Origin of the sequence: Sphingobium terrigena, assembly GCF_003591655.1 — a bacterium.
GTDB lineage: Bacteria > Pseudomonadota > Alphaproteobacteria > Sphingomonadales > Sphingomonadaceae > Sphingobium > Sphingobium terrigena.
Genome location: NZ_QVRA01000001.1, coordinates 30,760 through 48,621 on the forward strand (window position 1 = coordinate 30,760; position 17,862 = coordinate 48,621).

At 63.2% G+C, this 17,862-nt stretch carries 18 protein-coding genes, 1 tRNA gene and 1 riboswitch; of the genes, 5 read left to right on the top strand and 14 right to left on the bottom strand.

The window, feature by feature from the left end; genetic code table 11:
- Positions 1-100: 100 nt before the first annotated feature.
- The 4 genes from rplQ to rpsM all read right to left on the bottom strand — a co-directional run bounded on the left by rplQ (position 101) and on the right by rpsM (position 2,747).
- Entirely contained in the window at positions 101-526 is a 426-nt protein-coding gene (gene rplQ / locus D0Z70_RS00125) for a 50S ribosomal protein L17 (protein ID WP_119743406.1), read from the bottom strand.
- A 205-nt stretch (positions 527-731) separates the two neighbouring features.
- Positions 732-1,796, bottom strand: coding sequence for a DNA-directed RNA polymerase subunit alpha (locus D0Z70_RS00130; protein ID WP_119743407.1), 1,065 nt, complete (start codon positions 1,794-1,796; stop codon positions 732-734).
- Positions 1,797-1,915: 119 nt separating this feature from the next.
- Positions 1,916-2,305, bottom strand: a complete 390-nt coding sequence (rpsK, locus tag D0Z70_RS00135; RefSeq protein ID WP_004208752.1) for a 30S ribosomal protein S11 — start codon at positions 2,303-2,305, stop codon at positions 1,916-1,918.
- 73 nt (positions 2,306-2,378) lie between these two features.
- Entirely contained in the window at positions 2,379-2,747 is a 369-nt protein-coding gene (gene rpsM / locus D0Z70_RS00140) for a 30S ribosomal protein S13 (protein WP_006967373.1), read from the bottom strand.
- A gap of 299 nt (positions 2,748-3,046) precedes the next feature.
- Between rpsM and D0Z70_RS00145 the strand changes: the two genes are divergently transcribed.
- The 4 genes from D0Z70_RS00145 (at position 3,047) to arsB (ending at position 5,867) form a co-directional block, all read left to right on the top strand.
- Positions 3,047-3,601 carry a hypothetical protein gene (locus D0Z70_RS00145; RefSeq protein ID WP_119743408.1) on the top strand — a complete coding sequence of 185 codons (555 nt, stop codon included), beginning with the start codon at positions 3,047-3,049 and terminating at the stop codon, positions 3,599-3,601.
- Positions 3,602-4,079: 478 nt separating this feature from the next.
- The gene (locus tag D0Z70_RS00150) at positions 4,080-4,412 is read left to right on the top strand and encodes an ArsR/SmtB family transcription factor (protein WP_119743409.1); all 333 of its coding nucleotides are present in this window, start codon (positions 4,080-4,082) and stop codon (positions 4,410-4,412) included.
- A 16-nt stretch (positions 4,413-4,428) separates the two neighbouring features.
- Positions 4,429-4,839, top strand: a complete 411-nt coding sequence (arsC, locus tag D0Z70_RS00155) for an arsenate reductase (glutaredoxin) (RefSeq protein ID WP_119743410.1) — start codon at positions 4,429-4,431, stop codon at positions 4,837-4,839.
- Entirely contained in the window at positions 4,839-5,867 is a 1,029-nt protein-coding gene (arsB, locus tag D0Z70_RS00160) for an ACR3 family arsenite efflux transporter (RefSeq protein ID WP_119743411.1), read from the top strand. The genes arsC and arsB overlap by 1 nt, the downstream gene beginning before the upstream one ends.
- 3 nt (positions 5,868-5,870) lie before the next feature.
- On the opposite strand, the gene D0Z70_RS00165 is transcribed toward arsB, so the two are convergent.
- From D0Z70_RS00165 to D0Z70_RS00180, 4 genes are all read right to left on the bottom strand, one after another.
- Positions 5,871-6,134, bottom strand: a complete 264-nt coding sequence (locus D0Z70_RS00165; RefSeq protein ID WP_119743412.1) for a 3TM-type holin — start codon at positions 6,132-6,134, stop codon at positions 5,871-5,873.
- A gap of 270 nt (positions 6,135-6,404) precedes the next feature.
- Positions 6,405-6,944: a glycoside hydrolase family 108 protein gene (locus D0Z70_RS00170; RefSeq protein ID WP_119743413.1), complete on the bottom strand. Its 540-nt coding sequence runs from the start codon at positions 6,942-6,944 to the stop codon at positions 6,405-6,407.
- 119 nt (positions 6,945-7,063) lie between these two features.
- Positions 7,064-7,303, bottom strand: a complete 240-nt coding sequence (locus D0Z70_RS00175) for a hypothetical protein (RefSeq protein ID WP_119743414.1) — start codon at positions 7,301-7,303, stop codon at positions 7,064-7,066.
- Between the two features lie 161 nt (positions 7,304-7,464).
- Positions 7,465-7,551: transfer RNA gene (locus D0Z70_RS00180), tRNA-Leu, on the bottom strand.
- A gap of 169 nt (positions 7,552-7,720) precedes the next feature.
- Between D0Z70_RS00180 and D0Z70_RS00185 the strand changes: the two genes are divergently transcribed.
- A complete protein-coding gene (locus tag D0Z70_RS00185; protein WP_239018757.1) occupies positions 7,721-8,218 on the top strand; it encodes a hypothetical protein in 498 nt (165 codons plus the stop codon).
- Positions 8,219-8,222: 4 nt separating this feature from the next.
- Here D0Z70_RS00185 and gltB read toward each other — a convergent pair whose 3' ends face one another.
- The 6 genes from gltB to D0Z70_RS00215 all read right to left on the bottom strand — a co-directional run bounded on the left by gltB (position 8,223) and on the right by D0Z70_RS00215 (position 17,638).
- Positions 8,223-12,749: a glutamate synthase large subunit gene (gene gltB, locus D0Z70_RS00190; RefSeq protein WP_119743416.1), complete on the bottom strand. Its 4,527-nt coding sequence runs from the start codon at positions 12,747-12,749 to the stop codon at positions 8,223-8,225.
- Positions 12,749-13,480: a DUF2059 domain-containing protein gene (locus D0Z70_RS00195; protein ID WP_119743417.1), complete on the bottom strand. Its 732-nt coding sequence runs from the start codon at positions 13,478-13,480 to the stop codon at positions 12,749-12,751. The genes gltB and D0Z70_RS00195 overlap by 1 nt, the downstream gene beginning before the upstream one ends.
- Positions 13,480-14,928 carry an NAD(P)-dependent oxidoreductase gene (locus D0Z70_RS00200; protein WP_119743418.1) on the bottom strand — a complete coding sequence of 483 codons (1,449 nt, stop codon included), beginning with the start codon at positions 14,926-14,928 and terminating at the stop codon, positions 13,480-13,482. Before D0Z70_RS00200 ends, D0Z70_RS00195 begins: the two co-directional genes overlap by 1 nt.
- Positions 14,929-15,093: 165 nt before the next feature.
- On the bottom strand, positions 15,094-15,903 hold the full coding sequence (locus D0Z70_RS00205) for an undecaprenyl-diphosphate phosphatase (RefSeq protein WP_119743419.1): 810 nt from the start codon (positions 15,901-15,903) through the stop codon (positions 15,094-15,096).
- 153 nt (positions 15,904-16,056) lie between these two features.
- Positions 16,057-16,983 (bottom strand): complex I NDUFA9 subunit family protein, encoded by a 927-nt coding sequence (locus D0Z70_RS00210; protein ID WP_119743420.1) that lies wholly within the window; start codon positions 16,981-16,983, stop codon positions 16,057-16,059.
- A gap of 76 nt (positions 16,984-17,059) precedes the next feature.
- Positions 17,060-17,638, bottom strand: a complete 579-nt coding sequence (locus D0Z70_RS00215; protein WP_119743421.1) for a TMEM165/GDT1 family protein — start codon at positions 17,636-17,638, stop codon at positions 17,060-17,062.
- An 18-nt stretch (positions 17,639-17,656) separates the two neighbouring features.
- Positions 17,657-17,844, bottom strand: a riboswitch (yybP-ykoY riboswitch).
- Positions 17,845-17,862 lie beyond the last annotated feature (18 nt).

Here is a 17,862-nt window from a genome sequence, read left to right on the forward strand (position 1 = left end):
CTCTTTCCGTCTCTTTTTATCAAACAGAACAGGCCGTGGCTCCTAAAGAGCCACGGCCTGTCGGTAAAGCATCCAGTCCTCGTCAGGAGGACCGCACCAATCAGGCGGCTTCGAATTCATCCTCGTCAGCAGTCTGCACCGGGCCACTATCCTGCCCCTTGGCGCTGACGTCACGGTCGACCAGTTCAATGATCGCGATCGGCGCAGCGTCCGACGCGCGGATACCGGCCTTGATCACGCGGGTATAGCCGCCGTTGCGATCCTTGTAGCGCTGGACCAGGACTTCAAACAGCTTGGCCAACTGCGCATCGTCCTTCAGGCGGGCATCGGCCAGGCGACGGTTGGACAGGCCACCCTTCTTCGCCAGCGTGATCAGCTTTTCCACATAGGGACGCAGTTCCTTCGCCTTGGGCGTGGTGGTCAGGATCTGCTCATGCTTGATCAGCGAGGCGGCTAGGTTGCGCAGCAGGGCGACGCGGTGACCGGTGGCGCGCTGGAGACGACGTTGACCCATTCTGTGACGCATAATTCATTCCTTCGTTCGTTAAGGGCCCGTTTCAGGTAGCCCAGACCAGGCGGTGATAAGGGCCACCGCCGACACCCATCCTGTCTCCCGGCAACCGTCACGGGAGTAAATCCCGTGACGTCAGTCGGCGCTATGCGCCGCTGGCCGGTCGTTCGCGTTCGCGTTGCGAACCGCCGCGCTGCTGCGCTGCGCGGCTCGCTCCGACTTACCCCAGCAGCTCTTGTTCGAGCTTCTTGGCCATTTCCTCGATATTCTCAGGCGGCCAGCCGGGGATGTCCATGCCCAGGCGCAGACCCATGGACGACAGCACTTCCTTGATTTCGTTCAGCGACTTGCGACCGAAATTGGGGGTGCGCAGCATCTCGGCTTCAGTCTTTTGGACCAGATCGCCAATATAGATGATGTTGTCGTTCTTGAGGCAGTTGGCGCTGCGGACCGACAGTTCCAGTTCGTCCACCTTCTTGAGGAGGTAGCGGTTGATCTGGTTGGTGTCGCTTTCGCCTTCCGACGCCGATGCGACCGCATGGCCACCCTGCGACGGCGCGGCGGTGGGCAGCGCGTCCTCGAAATGGACGAACAGCTGGAGCTGGTCCTGCAGGATGCGCGCGGCAAAGGCGACCGCGTCCTCCGGCGTGACGGTGCCGTCGGTTTCGACGGTCAGCGACAGCTTGTCATAGTCCAGTTCCTGGCCGACGCGGGTGTTGTCCACCTTGTAGGCAACCTGACGGACCGGCGAGTAGAGCGCGTCGACCGGAATCAGGCCGATAGGCGCGTCTGCGGGACGGTTGGCGACGGCGGGGACATAGCCCTTGCCGACGTCAGCGGTCAGTTCCATGTTCAGCGTTGCGCCCTGGTCGAGGTGACAGATCACCAGGTCCGGGTTCATCACTTCGATGTCGCCAACGACGCTGATGTCGCCAGCCTTGACCACGGCCGGGCCGGTAGCCGACAGCTGGAGCCGCTTGGGACCATCGCCTTCCATCCGCAGCGCGACCTGCTTGATGTTGAGGACGATGTCGGTGACATCTTCACGCACGCCGGCGAGCGACGAGAATTCATGCAGGACGTTCTCGATCTTGATCGAGGTGACCGCCGCGCCCTGAAGCGAGGAAAGAAGAACCCGGCGCAGCGCGTTGCCAAGCGTCAGGCCGAAGCCGCGCTCTAGTGGCTCGGCGACGAAGGTCGCCTTGCGCTTGCCGTCGCTGGTTGGCTTGATTTCCAGCGCGTTGGGCTTCTTCAATTCCTGCCAGTTCTTCATGTTGACAGTCATGTAATTCCCCTGGGGATGTGGCCGAAACGCTTATGATCCTGGACCCGACAGGACGTTGCGGCCGATGCAGACGGGTAACGGGCGGCGCGTCCGCCGCCCGCCATATCGCTCAGCCGAATTTAGACGCGGCGGCGCTTGGACGGACGCACGCCGTTATGCGGGATCGGCGTCACGTCGCGGATGGAGGTGATGTGGAAACCCACGGCCTGGAGGGCACGCAGGGCCGATTCACGACCTGAACCGGGACCCTTGACTTCGACTTCCAGGGTACGGACGCCATGTTCGGCGGCCTTGCGGCCGGCATCTTCCGCGCACACCTGAGCGGCGTACGGGGTCGACTTGCGGCTGCCCTTGAAGCCCATCATGCCGGCCGAGGACCAGGAAATCGCGTTGCCCTGGGCGTCGGTGATGGTCACCATGGTGTTGTTGAAGCTGGCGTTGACATGTGCCACGCCCGCCGAGATGTTCTTGCGCTCACGGCGCTTAATGCGCTGGGGTTCGCGTGCCATTTTGCTCTATCCTACTCGAAATGCTGATAAAAGAAGCCGGGAGGGCGAAACCGAAAAGCTCGCCCTCAGACCCTTACTTCTTCTTGCCTGCGATCGCCTTCGCCTTGCCCTTGCGGGTGCGGGCATTGGTGTGCGTGCGCTGGCCACGAACCGGCAGCCCCTTGCGATGACGCAGGCCGCGATAGCAGGCCAGATCCATCAGGCGCTTGATGTTCATCGCGGTGTTGCGGCGAAGATCACCTTCGACGGTCAGATCGGCGTCGATCGTTTCACGGATCTGCAGCACTTCGGCGTCAGACAGGTCCTGCACACGGCGGCTATGGTCGATACCCAGCTTCGTGGCGATGTCGACGGCGGTCTTGCGGCCGATGCCGTGAATGTAGGTGAGCGCGATGATTACGCGCTTGTTGGTCGGGATGTTAACACCCGCAATACGTGCCATGGTCAATTAATCTCCTGCTCCACGGGGCGATTGGCGTCACCCCATCTCAAAGCGTCAGGGTTGAGCAGTCCTTGGCGTGGATGCGCAACCGATGTATACCCCCGGACGCAAAAAAGACGGCCAGTGCGCGAAGCACTGCCGCTCACCAGCGTGTCGGGATGTCCGCGCCCTAGCGATTCGGGTGCGTGGTGTCAATATCGGCAGCGGCAAGCCTTGATGTAGCCCAGCCCGACCTCGCCCCCTTCTCCGCTCATCCTTTTCCGGTTGAGCCGCCCGCACGGTGCAGGCATGGGTGGACGATGCGCTTTACCACAAACCTCGCCCTCGCCGCGCCCTTCCTCATCCTGCTTGGTTCCTGCGTCGGACCTGCGCCGCGTCAGGCCAATCTAGCCCCAAGCCCTGCGCCCCGGCCAATCCCGACACCCGCGCCGATCCAACCAACTGTTCCTCCCGCGCCACTGGCCAGCGAGTGGCAGTATCGCGCGACCGCGCCGGGCGACTGGCGCTGGCAATCCGATGCAGCCATATCGGTCGCCCGGTTCGGTCCGACCGCTGCCGACACCCGCCTGACCATCCGCTGCGATCGGGCCGCGCGCCGGGTCAGCATCATCCGCACTGGGGCGGGTCAGGGGACGATGACGATACGGACCAGCTATGGCGCGACGAGCTGGCCTGCAACCGCATCGACCTCACCAACGCCGCAAGCCGTCGCCGTCCGCGCTGCCGCGGACACGGCGCTGGATCAGATCGCCTATAGCCGGGGCAAGTTTGCGGTCGAGGTGGCTGGGCCGGAGCCTCTGATCGTCCCCGCCTGGCCGGAAGTATCGCGCGTGATCGAGGATTGCCGGGGATAACGACGCAGGCCGAACTTGCGGACGCGAAAGTATGATTCGAAAAAAGAATAATACAAGTCTTGATCATGCCGCGCGTCTGATTCACATTCCATCCCGTGGCCGCACGAAGCGCAGTCGAAGTCGGCCATAACGGGCTTCAACATAGCGAAAGGAGGTGATCCGATGTCTCATGGTTCAGCAATGGGGTCGGTCAAGTCCATTCGGGGAACGCGCCGCTGAGCGACGCCACGCCGTCGATCTTCCTCCACATCGCGAGATAAAGCGCGCCGATATACAGGCCGTCTCCCCGTGGAGAAGATAGCGCGACCTTAGTTTCCCACTAGGCGTTTCCCCTGGGCGGCACTTCCGGCCGCTGACCATGCACATGATGGGCCGTCGGGCTTAGACCCGGCGGCCCCTCTCATTTGCACTTATCCTCCATCGATGCTGTTTCGCGAAAGAGGCTTGCTTGGCATTATATATCCATTAATCTGGATGTATGGAAAACGAATCCGCCATCGCTGCTCTGGCCGCGCTTGCCCAGTCCACGCGGCTCGACAGTTTTCGGCTGCTCGTGCGCCACGAACCCAACGGTCTGCCGGCGGGCGAGATTGCCCGGCTGGTCGGGGTGCCGCAAAATACCATGTCGTCCCATTTGGCCATCCTGTCCCGCGCAGGCCTGGTGCGATCGGAGCGGCATAGCCGGTCGGTCCATTACCGCGCAGACCTGGGCGCGCTGGGGACACTGACCCTGTTCCTGCTCAAGGATTGCTGCGGGGGCAACGCCACCCTGTGCGCGCCGATCGTTGCTGAACTCTCCCCCTGCTGCTGACCCAAAGGAAACCCCCTTGGCCACCGACATCATCATCTATCATAACCCCGCCTGCGGCACGTCGCGCAACACACTGGCGATGATCCGCCATGCCGGGATCGAGCCGCATGTCGTGGAGTATCTCCAAACACCGCCCTCGCGGGCGTTGCTGGAGCAACTTATCTCCCGTGCCGGCATCACGCCCCGCGCCCTGCTGCGGGAGAAGGGAACCCCCTTCGCCGATCTGGGCCTCTCCGACGAAAGCCTGTCCGACGCGGCGCTGATCGACGCGATGATGGCGCACCCGATATTGATCAACCGCCCGCTGGTCGTGTCGCCCAAAGGTGTGCGGCTGTGCCGTCCGTCCGAAGCGGTGCTGGACCTGCTGCCCCATCCGCTGCCGACGCCCTTCGTCAAGGAAGATGGCGACGTGGTGAGCGCCGCCTGATGTCGCTGTTCGAACGCTATCTCAGCCTCTGGGTCGCGCTGTGTATCGTCGTGGGGATCGGGCTGGGGCAGCTGTTTCCGTCCGCCTTCGCCCTGATCGCGGGGGCTGAGGTCGCCCGCGTCAACCTGCCCGTCGCGGCGCTGATCTGGCTGATGATCATCCCCATGCTGCTGCGAATCGATTTTGCCGCGCTGGGCAGTGTGCGGCGGCACTGGCGCGGCGTGGGGGTGACATTGTTCATCAACTGGGCGGTCAAGCCTTTCTCCATGGCGTTGCTCGGCACCTTCTTCATCAGCTATCTGTTCGCGCCCTTCCTGCCTGCCGGGCAGGGGCCGTCCTATATCGCAGGCCTGATCCTGCTGGCCGCCGCGCCCTGCACCGCGATGGTGTTCGTCTGGTCCAACCTGCTGGATGGCGATCCCGGCTATACGCTGAGCCAGGTGGCGCTCAACGACCTGATCATGGTCTTTGCCTTCGCGCCGATCGTCGGGCTGCTGCTGGGTGTCGCGTCGATCAACGTCCCGTGGAATACGCTGCTGCTGTCGGTCGGTCTCTATATCATCGTCCCGGTCATTATCGCGCAGTTGCTGCGCCGGGCGCGGTTGCGGGCGGGCGGACAGGCGGCGCTCGACCGGCTGCTCGCCGCGCTGGGACCGGTGAGCCTTGTCAGCCTGCTCGCCACGCTGGTGCTGCTCTTCGCCTTTCAGGGCGAGCAGATCGTCGCCCAGCCGCTGGTCATTGGGCTGATCGCGGTGCCGATCCTGTTGCAGGTCTATCTGAACGCGGGCCTTGCCTATTGGCTCAGCCGCCGTTTCGGTGTCGCCTGGTGCGTCGCGGGACCGGCCGCGCTGATCGGCGCGTCCAATTTCTTCGAACTGGCGGTGGCGGCAGCGATCAGCCTGTTCGGGCTGCACTCCGGCGCGGCCCTCGCCACCGTGGTCGGCGTGCTGGTCGAGGTGCCGGTGATGCTCTCCATCGTCGCCCTCGTGAAGCGATCGCGGGGCTGGTATGAGAGGGCGGCGGCATAGGTGCTACCGCTCCGCCCCCTTCGCCTTGCCCCAGGCGCGCGCGGCGGTGTAGCCCAGATAGCCGGTGCCAAACAGCGCATAGAGCGGTTCGGGCAGAGCGTTGAGATAGTCGCGCATCCCCGCCGTGATGGCCGCCGCAATGTCGGGCCGCCAGCCCGCGATAAGCCCCATCGGCAGCGACCAGAGCAGCAGCGCATAGATGACATAGAGAAAGGCGGGCCTCGCGCGGCTGGCCCAGGGATCGGTGGTTGGGGTGTCGGTGGTCATGGGGTTCAAATCCTGACTGAAGGGGCTGTTAGGGGCGAAGTTCACACCGTCATGGGAGGCTGGCCCGCCTCCCAACCTCCGTTCGCCCTGAGCCTGCCAAAGGGCCGTCCTTCTTGCGCAATAAGGACAAGGCTTCGACAAGCTCAGCCCGAACGGAAATTGGGTTCGGGCGCTCTCGCGGGGCAAAGTTCACACCGTTGCTGGGACGCGCAAAACGGCGAAGTTCACACCGTCCCTGAACACAAAAATTCCAGATCAAATCATGGTGCATTAACCGATCCGGTTGGCCAGCCAGCCATAGAGAAAGGCCTCATTGGCCGGACGGCTTTCGGCCAGCGCGATATAGCGTTCGCCCTGCATCGCCTCGATCGCTTTGAGCAGCACTGCCTCGCCCGCCTTGCCCCGCAAGGCCCGGAAGGCGCGCAACGCTGCCAGCGTGCGGCCGCCGATCGCCCGGTCAACGATCAGGTCGGGATAATCGCGTCGATTGCGGTTAAGCGCATTGAGCGCGCGCTGGAGAAAGCCGGTCGCGGTGCCAACGCCCATGTTGACGGCTGTGTCGAACAGCTCGGCGGCCAAGGACGGCGCGGCGTCCGCGACAAAGGCATAGCCGGGCTGATCCCAGTAGAGCCGTCGGTAGATTGCCACCGCCGTGGCGCGTGGCAAGGCCCGCATATCCCCGGCATAGCCATTGGCGCGCGCCACCGCATGGGTAATCCCCCAATTGGTCGGCCCGCCCCGGTCAGCGGGATGATTGGAATAACCGCCTTCGCGGGCGATCACTTCGTCAATAAGGGTCTGAATATCCATGGTGCGCCTCCCTGCGTGAAATGAGGCGAATCATTTATCCCATATGGTTTGTTGTAGGACAGGGGAAATATCTGGCTGAGGACGGCGCAGACTGCCCCATGCCCTTAAAGTTGGATTGATCAGCCTTCCGCACGCAGGCGTTCGGCCAGTTGCGCGATTTCATCCGGCTCCAGCAGCCAGGTACGCGTCCGGCGGCCTTCGCGATGGACCGGCTGGGTCAGCAACACGCGGGCCTGCGCCTTGGCTTCCGCCTTGAAGATCGCGAAATGCTGGGCGCACTGGCGGATCGTGCCGATCAGCGGCGCCTTGCCGTCCAGATCGATCATGGTGGCTGGCTGGTCCCAGTCTATGGCGGACATGGCGGCATCCTTTCGTGATGAGGCGGGCGGTCCCGCGCGTTTGCGCCAGATAGGCAGTCGGGCGCCGTCCCCGCAAGGCCCTGCGATCACGCGCAGCTATCCCGGCCCTTGCGGGGGCGGGGGACTATCCATTTGAGCTGACCTGCGTGTAAGCAGGTGAATGGTGCGGCCAAGAAGACTCGAACTTCCACGGGCTTTCGCCCACAACGACCTCAACGTTGCGCGTCTACCAATTCCGCCATGGCCGCACATTCAAAGGGAAACCGGCAGGACCGGCATCTGGTAGGCGCTGGCCATTAGCAAAGGCTTTTACCCCATGCAACAACCGATCTGCATCTGCGTTATGATTGATCCATGGGCAAGACGCAGTGAGCCGAGGGGCTGGCAGCGGCGCGCGAGAGGATGGAAGGCAGGACAATGCACCATTGGATGCTGTCGGGCATGACAGTGGCCGCCGCGACGGTCATGGGGCTGGGTCTTGGTGCCTATGTCACCAGCCCGCAAACATCCACGCTGCCCGACGACGCGGGCGCAGTCTATGCCGATTCCGGTGACAGCGGCGCGTCGAATTATGCCACCGACCCGGTCGATCACGGTCCCGGCGAAATCCGATGCACCGGTTGTGGTCCCAGCCTGGCCGACCGGCGCAGGGCTTTGGATATGGCGGGGCTGGACGCAGACGGCATGATCGATGGTACGAGTGATCCGGTCGTGCGGGACTATCTGGCGCAAGGAGAGGAGACGGACACGGCTTTCCCCGCGCCACCGCCGCCATCGCCAGTTCATCAACTGCCTCAAACGATTGCACGCTTCGCCGCCGGAGAGGCGGTCACGCCTCCTCCGGTTCTGCAACCTGCGCAGGCGGAAGGCGTCCCCGCCACCGTCGCAACGACAGCGGGCGACTCCCTGCCCTAAGCGCTTATTCGGCGGCGACGACCTCCGCCTGCGCATCGCTGAGCGGATGGGCGAGGCGGTTGATCATCTCCTTGGGACAAACCTGCCAGATATAGCGCCGCCAACGGTCCCAATCCTCCAGGATCGTGCCGGACCATTTGCTGTCGGTTGCCTTGGCGTGCTGGGCGATCAGATCCTTGACCTGCGCTTCCCAATATGCGCTTTCCAGCCGCTGCCAGATGATGCCTTCGGGGTTGGCGCGCGACGGGAAGCTGCCATCCTCGTCCAGGATGAAGGCCATGCCGCCGGTCATGCCCGCGCCGAAATTGGCGCCGGTTTTGCCCAGGATCACCGCCGTGCCGCCGGTCATATATTCGCAGCCATTGGCACCGCAGCCCTCGACCACGACCTGCGCGCCCGAATTGCGGACGGCAAAGCGTTCGCCCGCCTGCCCCGCGGCGAACAGCTTGCCGCTGGTCGCGCCATAGAGGACGGTGTTGCCGATGATCGTATTGTCCTTGGACGACAGTGGGCTGGAGACAGTCGTGCGCACCGTGATGATGCCGCCTGACAAGCCCTTGCCGACATAGTCGTTGGCGTCGCCGAAGATTTCCAGCGTGATCCCCTTGCACAGGAATGCACCCAGCGACTGGCCCGCAGACCCGCGTAGCCGGACGGTCAGATGGCCGTCGGCCAGCGTCGACATGCCGAACCTGTCGGTCACCGCCGACGACAGCCGCGTTCCGACCGCGCGGTGCGTGTTGCGCACCGTATAGGTCAGTTGCATCTTCTCGCCCCGCTCGAACACCGCCTTCGCGTCGCGCATCATCTGCGCGTCCAGGCTGTCGGGCACGTCGTTGCGCCATTGCTTCAGGCTGAAGCGGCGCTGGTCGTCGGGCGCATCCACCTTGGCGAGGATCGGGTTGAGATCCAGATCGTCCAGATGCTCGGCACCACGGTTGACCTGCTTGAGCAGTTCGGTCCGCCCGATCACCTCGTCCAGGCTGCGGAAGCCCAGCCGCGCCAGCACTTCGCGCACTTCCTCGGCGATGAATGTCATCAGGTTGATGACCTTTTCCGGTGTGCCGGTGAACTTGGCGCGCAGTTTCTCATCCTGCACGCACACGCCGACGGGGCAGGTGTTGCTGTGGCACTGGCGCACCATGATGCAGCCCATGGCAACCAACGACAGCGTGCCGATGCCATATTCTTCCGCGCCCAAAATCGCCGCGATCACGATGTCGCGCCCGGTTTTCAGGCCGCCATCGGTGCGCAGCTTCACCCGATGCCGCAGCCCGTTGAGGGTCAGCACCTGATTGGCTTCGGACAGGCCCATTTCCCATGGCGTCCCGGCATATTTGATGCTGGTCTGCGGGCTGGCGCCAGTGCCGCCGACATGGCCCGCGATCAGGATGACGTCGGCATGGGCCTTCGCCACGCCCGCCGCGACCGTGCCGATGCCGGCCTGGCTCACCAGCTTGACGCAGACCCGCGCGCGCGGGTTGATCTGCTTGCAGTCGTAGATGAGCTGCGCCAGATCCTCGATCGAATAGATGTCATGATGGGGCGGCGGCGAAATCAGCGTCACGCCCGGCGTCGAATGGCGCAGCTTGGCGATGAATTCGGTCACCTTGAAGCCGGGCAGCTGCCCGCCCTCGCCGGGCTTGGCACCCTGCGCGACCTTGATCTCGATCTCTTCGGCCGATGCCAGATATTCGGCATGGACGCCAAAGCGGCCCGACGCGATCTGCTTGATCACACTGTTGGCATTGTCGCCATTTTCATAGGGCTTGAAGCGCGCGGCATCCTCGCCGCCTTCGCCCGACACCGCCTTCGCGCCGATCCGGTTCATCGCGATCGCCAGCGTTTCATGCGCTTCGGGCGACAGCGCCCCCAGCGACATGCCCGGCGTCACGAAACGCTTGCGGATCTCGGTCGTCGCTTCCACCTCGTCGATCGGCACGGCTTCGCGCGCGAAGTTGAACTCCATCAGGTCGCGCAGATAGACGGGCGGCAAATCGCGCACGCCGCGCGAAAATTGCAGATAGGTGGAGTAGCTGTCGGTCGCCACCGCCGTCTGCAACAGGTGCATCAGCTGCGCGGAATAAGCGTGCGCCTCTCCGCCGTTACGCTGGCGATAGAAGCCGCCGATCGGCAGCCGCACGACCGATGCGTCATAGGCCTGCTGGTGGCGCAGGATCGCGCTGTAATGGAGCGAGGCATAGCCCTCGCCCGAAATCTTCGCGGGCATACCGGGGAACAGATCGTTGACCAGCGCGCGCGACAGGCCGACCGCCTCGAAATTATAGCCGCCACGATAGCTGCTGATGACCGCAATGCCCATTTTGGACATGATCTTGAGCAAGCCTTCGTTGATCGCGACGCGATAACGCTCGAAGCAGGCGTCCAGATCGAGCGACCCGAACAGCCCGCGCGCATGGCGATCTGCAATGCTGGCTTCGGCCAGATAGGCGTTCACCGTCGTCGCGCCCACGCCGATCAGTACCGCGAAATAATGGGTGTCGAGCGCTTCGGCACAGCGCACGTTGATCGACGCATAGGAGCGCAGCCCCTTGCGCACCAGATGCGTGTGGACCGCAGCCGCCGCCAGCACGCCCGCAATCGCGGCGCGTGTCTCGCTGACGCCCTCGTCAGTCAGGAAGATTTCAGTCCGCCCCTCCCGCACCGCCTGTTCGGCTTCCTCGCGGATGCGGGCGATTGCCGCGCGCAGCTGTTCCTGCCCGCCGGTCGCAGGGAAGGTGCAATCGATTTCCGCCACCGCCGGGCCGAAATGCGCCTTCAACCGCGCCCATTCGGCACTGGTCAGCACCGGCGAATCCAGCACCAGCACATGGCTGTTCTGCGCGTCCTGCTCCAATATATTGTGCAGGTTGGAAAAGCGCGTTTTCAGGCTCATCACATGCCGCTCGCGCAAGGGGTCGATCGGCGGGTTGGTGACCTGGCTGAAATTCTGGCGGAAGAAATGGCTGATCGTGCGCGGCTTGTCGGAAATGACCGCCAGCGGCGTGTCATCACCCATCGATCCGATCGCTTCCTTGGCGTCCTCGACCATCGGCGCCAGGATCAGTTCCAGATCCTCCAGCGTCAGATTGGCCGCGACCTGCCGCCGCGTCAGCTCCGCCTTGTCCCAGCCGGGCAGCGCGGTCGGCGCATCGGTCAGGTCGCCGATCGCCATGAAGTCCTTGATCAGTTCGCCATAGGGGCGCTCGGCAGCAATCCGGTCCTTGATCGCAGCGTCATCATAGAGTTCGCCTTCCTGCAGGTCGATCGCGATCATCTGGCCCGGACCCATGCGGCCCTTGCGCACGATCGTCGTCTCAGGAACGACGACCATGCCGGTTTCGGACCCGACGATCAGCAGATTGTCGCCGGTCAGCGTGTAGCGCAGCGGGCGTAGCGCGTTGCGATCCACCCCGGCCACGACCCAGCGCCCGTCGGTCATCGCCAGTGCAGCGGGGCCGTCCCATGGCTCCATGACGGAGGCGAGATAGTCGTACATGTCGCGATGCGCCTTGGGCAGTTCGCCGCTATCGGCCTGCCACGCTTCGGGGACCAGCATCAGCTTGGCAGTCGGCGCGTCGCGGCCCGACCGGCAGATCGCCTCGAACACGGCGTCGAGCGCAGCGGTATCGGACGCGCCCGCCGGGATCACCGGCTTGATATCCTCCGACTGCTCGCCGAAGGCCAGCGAAGCCATCTTGATCTCGTGGCTCTTCATCCAGTTCTTGTTGCCGCGGATCGTGTTGATCTCGCCATTATGCGCCAGCGTGCGGAACGGCTGGGCCAGCCACCATTGCGGGAAGGTGTTGGTCGAATAACGCTGGTGGAAGATCGCCACCCGGCTCTCGAACCGCTCATCTTGCAAATCGGGATAGAATACCGACAGCGACTCCGCGAGGAACAGCCCCTTGTAGATGATCGACCGGCACGACAGAGAACAGACGTAAAAGTCGTTGATCTGCGCCGCGATCACCTGCTTCTCGATCCGGCGGCGGATCAGATAGAGATCCTTCTCGAACTCGGCCTGATCGCGCACTTCGGGCATGGGCCCGGCGATCATGATCTGCTCAATTTCGGGCCGCGTGCGCTGCGCCTTTTCACCGATGACCGACACGTCCACCGGCACCTGCCGCCAGCCATAGATGGTATAGCCCGCGTCGATGATCTCGCTCTCGACGATGGTGCGGCAGGTTTCCTGCGCGGACAGGTCCGTGCGCGGCAGGAAGATCATGCCGACGGCCAGGCGATTGGGCAGCGGCTTGTGGCCAGAGTCCGCAATCGCATCGTCAAAGAAGCGCACCGGCAGGTCGACATGGATGCCCGCGCCGTCGCCAGTCTTGCCATCGGCATCGACCGCGCCGCGATGCCATACAGCCTTGAGCGCATCGATTGCGGAGGCGACGACACGGCGGCTGGGGCGGCCATCGGTAGCGGCCACCAGGCCCACGCCACAGGCGTCGCCTTCAAATTCGGGGCGATACATGCCGACTTCGGCAATGCGGAGGCGTTCGGCTTCCATGCGGTCGGACATCACTTTTGTCCCTTTCCAAAGCTGGCGATATGGGCGGAAACCGCCTCGATGACTTTCGATTGCACGACGGGCATTGTGTTACGAATCAGGGCATTGGTGCCATCGACGCAAATTTTCTGAAGCGCACTGCTATGTTGACCAAATTTTCGCCCAATCGGACTGATACCGAACTGCATGATGCTGGCCAGTTCCGCCTGACTCAATTGAGCGAGCGCAGCCGGGTTCATTAATCCTTGAACATCTGCTGCTTGCATTTGGAATGCATCGGGATTTGCCTTTGCACGCTCGGCAAGCTTAGTGGTGTCAGCTCCTGCCAACATGCTCCGCATCAGTTTCTGACCTGTTGCTGACCCATAAAAGTCGTTAAGTTTGGTCAGTTCGCTCGATGAAAATTGTTGTTCAAGATAGAGAGCCAGCGCATTTTGCATGTTGGGCAGATCACGATCGTACGCCGCGTTTAACACGGCAAGACCTGCACGCTTTCCTGCGGCTTTCAGGCCGGGGAACTGGGCTTCCATCGCGCTATTGCCAGCCGCGCCATCGAAACTGGCGTCGAAATTCTTGTCAAATTCGCGCGTACCGGTTTCTTTGACCAGGTCTGTTGGCAGATAATGTTTGGCCAAAGTCTGGGCTGCCGATGCCGTCGTTGCAGGAACTGCTGGTGCCTGCGCAAGCGCCGTCAGCGACGGCCCCATTGCAAGCAGCGCCAGAACTATGAAGTCGCCCCGCATCACGCCGCAACCCTTTCGCCCGCCGCCTTCGCCTTGGCCTTCAAATAGCGGTGCATATGCTCGGTCACGTCGCGCCCGTCGCGGATGGCCCAGACCACCAGAGACGCCCCGCGCACGATGTCGCCCGCCGCAAACACACCGTCCACGCTGGTCATCATCGTCTTGTGGTCGACACGCAGCGTACCCCAGCGGGTGACCGACAGATCGTCCGCGCCGAACAGCTTGGGTAGTTCTTCGGGGTCATAGCCCAGCGCCTTGATGACGAGGTCCGCCTCCAGCGTATGTTCGCTGCCCGGATCGGGTTCAGGTGCGCGGCGGCCCGATGCGTCGGGCGCGCCCAGCCGCATCCTGGTGACCTTGACGCCGGTGACATGCTCGGTGCCTTCAAAGGCGATCGGCGCGGTCAGCCAGACGAATTCGACGCCTTCTTCCTCGGCATTGGCGACTTCGCGCTGCGATCCGGGCATATTTTCCCGGTCACGGCGGTAGAGGCATTTGACCGACTTGGCACCCTGACGGATCGCGGTGCGGACGCAGTCCATCGCGGTGTCGCCGCCGCCGATGACGACGACATTCTTGCCAGTCGCCAGCAGCGTGCCATCGGCATGTTCGGGCACATCGTCGCCAAAGCCCGCCTTGTTGGAGGCGGTGAGATAATCGAGCGCCTTGACCACGCCCGGCGCGCCCACGCCCGGCGCGCGAATGTCGCGGGGCTTATAGACGCCGGTGGCGATCAGGATCGCGTCATGCTTCTCGCGCAGCGCTTCCAGCGTCGCATCGCGACCGACCTCGAAATTTTCGTGAAAGACGATGCCGCCATCCTTCAAACGCTGAACCCGGCGCATGACGATGTCCTTCTCCAGCTTGAAGCCGGGGATGCCATAGGTCAGCAACCCGCCTGCGCGATCATGCCGGTCATAGACATGCACCTCATGCCCCGCTGCGCGCAGATATTCCGCCGTGGTGAGGCCCGCCGGTCCCGCGCCGATCACGCCGATCGACTGGCCGGTGGGCTTGCCCGCGACCAGCGGTTCGACCCAGCCTTCCTTCCAGGCGGTGTCGGTGATGAACTTTTCGACGCTGCCGATGGTCACGGCGCCATGGCCGGAAAATTCGATGACGCAATTGCCCTCGCACAGCCGATCCTGCGGGCAGATGCGGCCGCAGATTTCGGGCATGGTGCTGGTCAGGTTCGACAGCTCATAGGCTTCGCGCAGGCGGCCTTCGGCGGTCAGGCGCAGCCAGTCGGGAATATGATTGTGTAGCGGACAGTGCGTTGAACAATAAGGCACGCCACATTGCGAACAGCGCGACGCCTGTTCTTCCGCCTTGTCGAGGATGAAGCTGCGGCTGATTTCCAGAAAATCGTCGGCGCGGGCATCGGCATCGCGCTTGTCGGGATAGGCTTGTCCCTTGCCTACGAATTTCAGCATCGGATTGTCGGCCATGTCTCGCCCCTGACTCAAGTTGCAAGGGCGCGCATAGCATAAAGACCCGCAGAGTCACGCGGATTCTGCATTATAGGTCAGTATAACTGACTAATTATCGACCTATGCAAGACCTATTTGCGAAACAATCGCAAAAACTTACCCTATAAATAGACCGTTTCGGCCCTATCTTGTCCCCAGCCACACTAAAGCCGCGATTCCCGCCACGATTCGATACCAGGCGAAAGGCGCGAATCCATGTTTCGACACCAGCCCTACGAACCAGCGGATCACCAGCAGCGCGACGATGAACGACACGACAAAGCCCAGCGCGATACTGTCCCAACCGACCGCCGCGCTGGTGATCTGATCACCCTTTTTGATCAGCTCCAGCGCCGTCGCCCCCAGCATGGTGGGGATGGCGAGGAAGAAGCTGAACTCGGCCGCCGTGCGCCGCTCCACGCCCAGCATAAGCGCGCCCATGATCGTCGCGCCCGACCGGCTGACACCGGGGATCATGGAGACACATTGGACAAGGCCGATACCCAGCACCCGGATGGCTGGAATATCGGCGATGCCGTGGAACCGCTGTTCCTTGACCGCCCGTTCGATCAGCAGGATCGCGATGCCGCCGACGATCAAGGCCCAGGCGACGACCTGCGGCGCGCCCAGCAAAATCTCGATATAGTCGTGGAGCGCCAGCCCGATAATGGCGGAAGGGATGAAGGCGATCAGCAGATTGCGCAGGAACCGCCAGCTTACCGGCTCCCGCCGCAACAGCCCCATGCCGACCGCCCAGAAGGTGCGCCAGTAAAGGACGACGACTGCCAGAATCGCGCCCAGCTGGATCACGACATTGAACATCGCCCAGGTCGACGCATCATAACCCAGCAGTTCGCTGGCCAATATGAGATGCCCGGTCGAGGACACCGGCAGAAATTCGGTCAGCCCTTCGACAATACCCAGCAGGATGACGGTCAGATAATGCAGGTCCATAGGTGGGATCATCCTCCGATAATCCTCCCCTATAAGGGGAGGTGGACCGCTCGCGAAGCGAGTGGTGGAGGGGTGTCCCGCTATCGATAGGGGGACACCCCTCCGTCAGGGCTTCGCCCTGCCACCTCCCCGACAAGAGAAGGATTTACGTGTTCAGGCGTTCGCCCGACCGGCGAAGCGACCATGCCGCCGGTAACGGACCATCCATTTGTCCGCGACCCCGGCCATTGGCGTGGCCACGACGCCGAGCGCGTCAAGACCCTTGGTCCCCGGTGCCACGACATTGTCGCGCCCCAGCATCGCCAGCTGATCGCTGGTGATCGGCCCGCCCGGCATCATCGCCAGCAATTTCGCTGCGGCATGGGGTACATCGACCAGCGGCTTGTTGCGGCCCGTCGCTATGGCGATCCACTGGTTGATGTCCTTCATGCTCTGCACCTGCGGCCCGCCCAACTCATAGGTCTGGCCGCCATGGACGCCCGGCTGCTCGGCGGCGTTGGCGATCGCCTGTGCAACATCGGCGACATAGACGGGCTGGAATTTGGTCGCCCCGCCGATCACCGGCACCACCGGCAGCATGGCGATGATCTGCGCGAAGCGGTTGAGGAACTGGTCCTCCGCGCCGAAGATGATCGACGGACGAATGATGGTGGCGGTAGGGAAAGCGGCCTTGACCGCCGCTTCGCCCGCCACTTTCGATCGGCCATAGGCGGACGGACTGTCAGCATCCGCGCCGATCGCGGACATATGCACCAGTGCGCTGACGCCTGCCTCCGCCGCCGCCTTGGCGACATTGGCCGCGCCGCGATGGTGGAAGGCGTCGAAATCGCCCTTCAATATGCCGACCAGATTGATGACGACATCGCTGCCCGACACTGCCCGCGCCACGCTGGCGGGGTTGCGGATGTCGGCGGCGATGAATTGCACCTGGCCAAGCCCGCCCAGTGGCTTGACCCGCAGCGCTTTCGATGGATCGCGCTGGGCAATCCGCACCCGCGCGCCACGCGCCAACAGCACCTGCGCCACCTGACGACCGACAAAGCCGCCGCCGCCGAATATCGTAACCAGATCGTCTTTCATCACCTGACCCACGTTCGTCTGAGAGGGAATATGCTGCCCATTCCCTTGCCCCAGCCGCGTCGCGCTGACAACCGCTTTACCCGATCCAGCCTGCCAGATCGGCGATCATCCACAGCCCCAGCAGCAGGAACAGCAGAGCCGCGCCGACCTGCAACGCGCGCATCGGCACTTTCTTCGCCAGCGCCTCTCCGAACAGCACGGCAGGCACATTGGCGAGCATCATGCCCAGCGTCGTTCCTATCGTCACCGCGACCAGATTGTCGAACCGTGCGCCCAGCGCGATCGTCGCCACCTGCGTCTTGTCGCCCATTTCGACCAGGAAGAAGGCGACCAATGTGGTCACGAACACGCCCGCTTTTGACGGCGCTTTCAACGGCGCATCCTCGTCAATCTTGTCGGGCACCAATGTCCAGGCAGCCATGGCGATGAAGCTCAGGGCCACGGCATAGCGGAACCAGTCCTGCGTCAGCACGCCAGCGATCGAATGGCCCAGCAGAGCGGCAAGGAAATGATTGGCGATCGTCGCGACCAATATGCCAAGGATGATCGGCACCGGCTTGCGAAAGCGCGTAGCCAGCAGCATCGCCAGCAATTGCGTCTTGTCCCCCATTTCGGCAAGGGCAACGAGCGCAGCGGAGGTGAACAGGGCTTCCATCAGATCATGTCCGGGGCCGGGCGGAAGTGATAGACGCAATGCCACCGTCGCTCCCCGCCCGGCCGGACAGAAAAGCGCCGATGCCATTGGTCTCGCCTTACGCGGTGTCCGCGTCCCCCATGCCATGACCTCTCGGCCAAATATGTTGACATGAGGCCCGCTCCTTTTGCCTCGGAACGGCTGGCTACTCCCCAGATGACGCGCTAGCCTCTACGCGCTGAACG

Bases quoted from the DNA above. Each gene is read 5' to 3' on its own strand.
- gltB (WP_119743416.1), bottom strand. From the start codon at position 12,749: ATGTCCGACCGCATGGAAGCCGAACGCCTCCGCATTGCCGAAGTCGGC.
- D0Z70_RS00175 (WP_119743414.1), bottom strand. From the start codon at position 7,303: ATGTCCGCCATAGACTGGGACCAGCCAGCCACCATGATCGATCTGGAC.
- D0Z70_RS00195 (WP_119743417.1), bottom strand. From the start codon at position 13,480: ATGCGGGGCGACTTCATAGTTCTGGCGCTGCTTGCAATGGGGCCGTCG.
- D0Z70_RS00215 (WP_119743421.1), bottom strand. From the start codon at position 17,638: ATGGAAGCCCTGTTCACCTCCGCTGCGCTCGTTGCCCTTGCCGAAATG.
- rpsK (WP_004208752.1), bottom strand. From the start codon at position 2,305: ATGGCACGCGAACCCCAGCGCATTAAGCGCCGTGAGCGCAAGAACATC.
- D0Z70_RS00165 (WP_119743412.1), bottom strand. From the start codon at position 6,134: ATGACCACCGACACCCCAACCACCGATCCCTGGGCCAGCCGCGCGAGG.
- D0Z70_RS00185 (WP_239018757.1), top strand. From the start codon at position 7,721: ATGCACCATTGGATGCTGTCGGGCATGACAGTGGCCGCCGCGACGGTC.
- D0Z70_RS00205 (WP_119743419.1), bottom strand. From the start codon at position 15,903: ATGGACCTGCATTATCTGACCGTCATCCTGCTGGGTATTGTCGAAGGG.
- rpsM (WP_006967373.1), bottom strand. From the start codon at position 2,747: ATGGCACGTATTGCGGGTGTTAACATCCCGACCAACAAGCGCGTAATC.
- D0Z70_RS00170 (WP_119743413.1), bottom strand. From the start codon at position 6,944: ATGGATATTCAGACCCTTATTGACGAAGTGATCGCCCGCGAAGGCGGT.
- D0Z70_RS00145 (WP_119743408.1), top strand. From the start codon at position 3,047: ATGCGCTTTACCACAAACCTCGCCCTCGCCGCGCCCTTCCTCATCCTG.
- D0Z70_RS00210 (WP_119743420.1), bottom strand. From the start codon at position 16,983: ATGAAAGACGATCTGGTTACGATATTCGGCGGCGGCGGCTTTGTCGGT.
- D0Z70_RS00130 (WP_119743407.1), bottom strand. From the start codon at position 1,796: ATGACTGTCAACATGAAGAACTGGCAGGAATTGAAGAAGCCCAACGCG.
- D0Z70_RS00150 (WP_119743409.1), top strand. From the start codon at position 4,080: ATGGAAAACGAATCCGCCATCGCTGCTCTGGCCGCGCTTGCCCAGTCC.
- arsB (WP_119743411.1), top strand. From the start codon at position 4,839: ATGTCGCTGTTCGAACGCTATCTCAGCCTCTGGGTCGCGCTGTGTATC.
- rplQ (WP_119743406.1), bottom strand. From the start codon at position 526: ATGCGTCACAGAATGGGTCAACGTCGTCTCCAGCGCGCCACCGGTCAC.
- D0Z70_RS00200 (WP_119743418.1), bottom strand. From the start codon at position 14,928: ATGGCCGACAATCCGATGCTGAAATTCGTAGGCAAGGGACAAGCCTAT.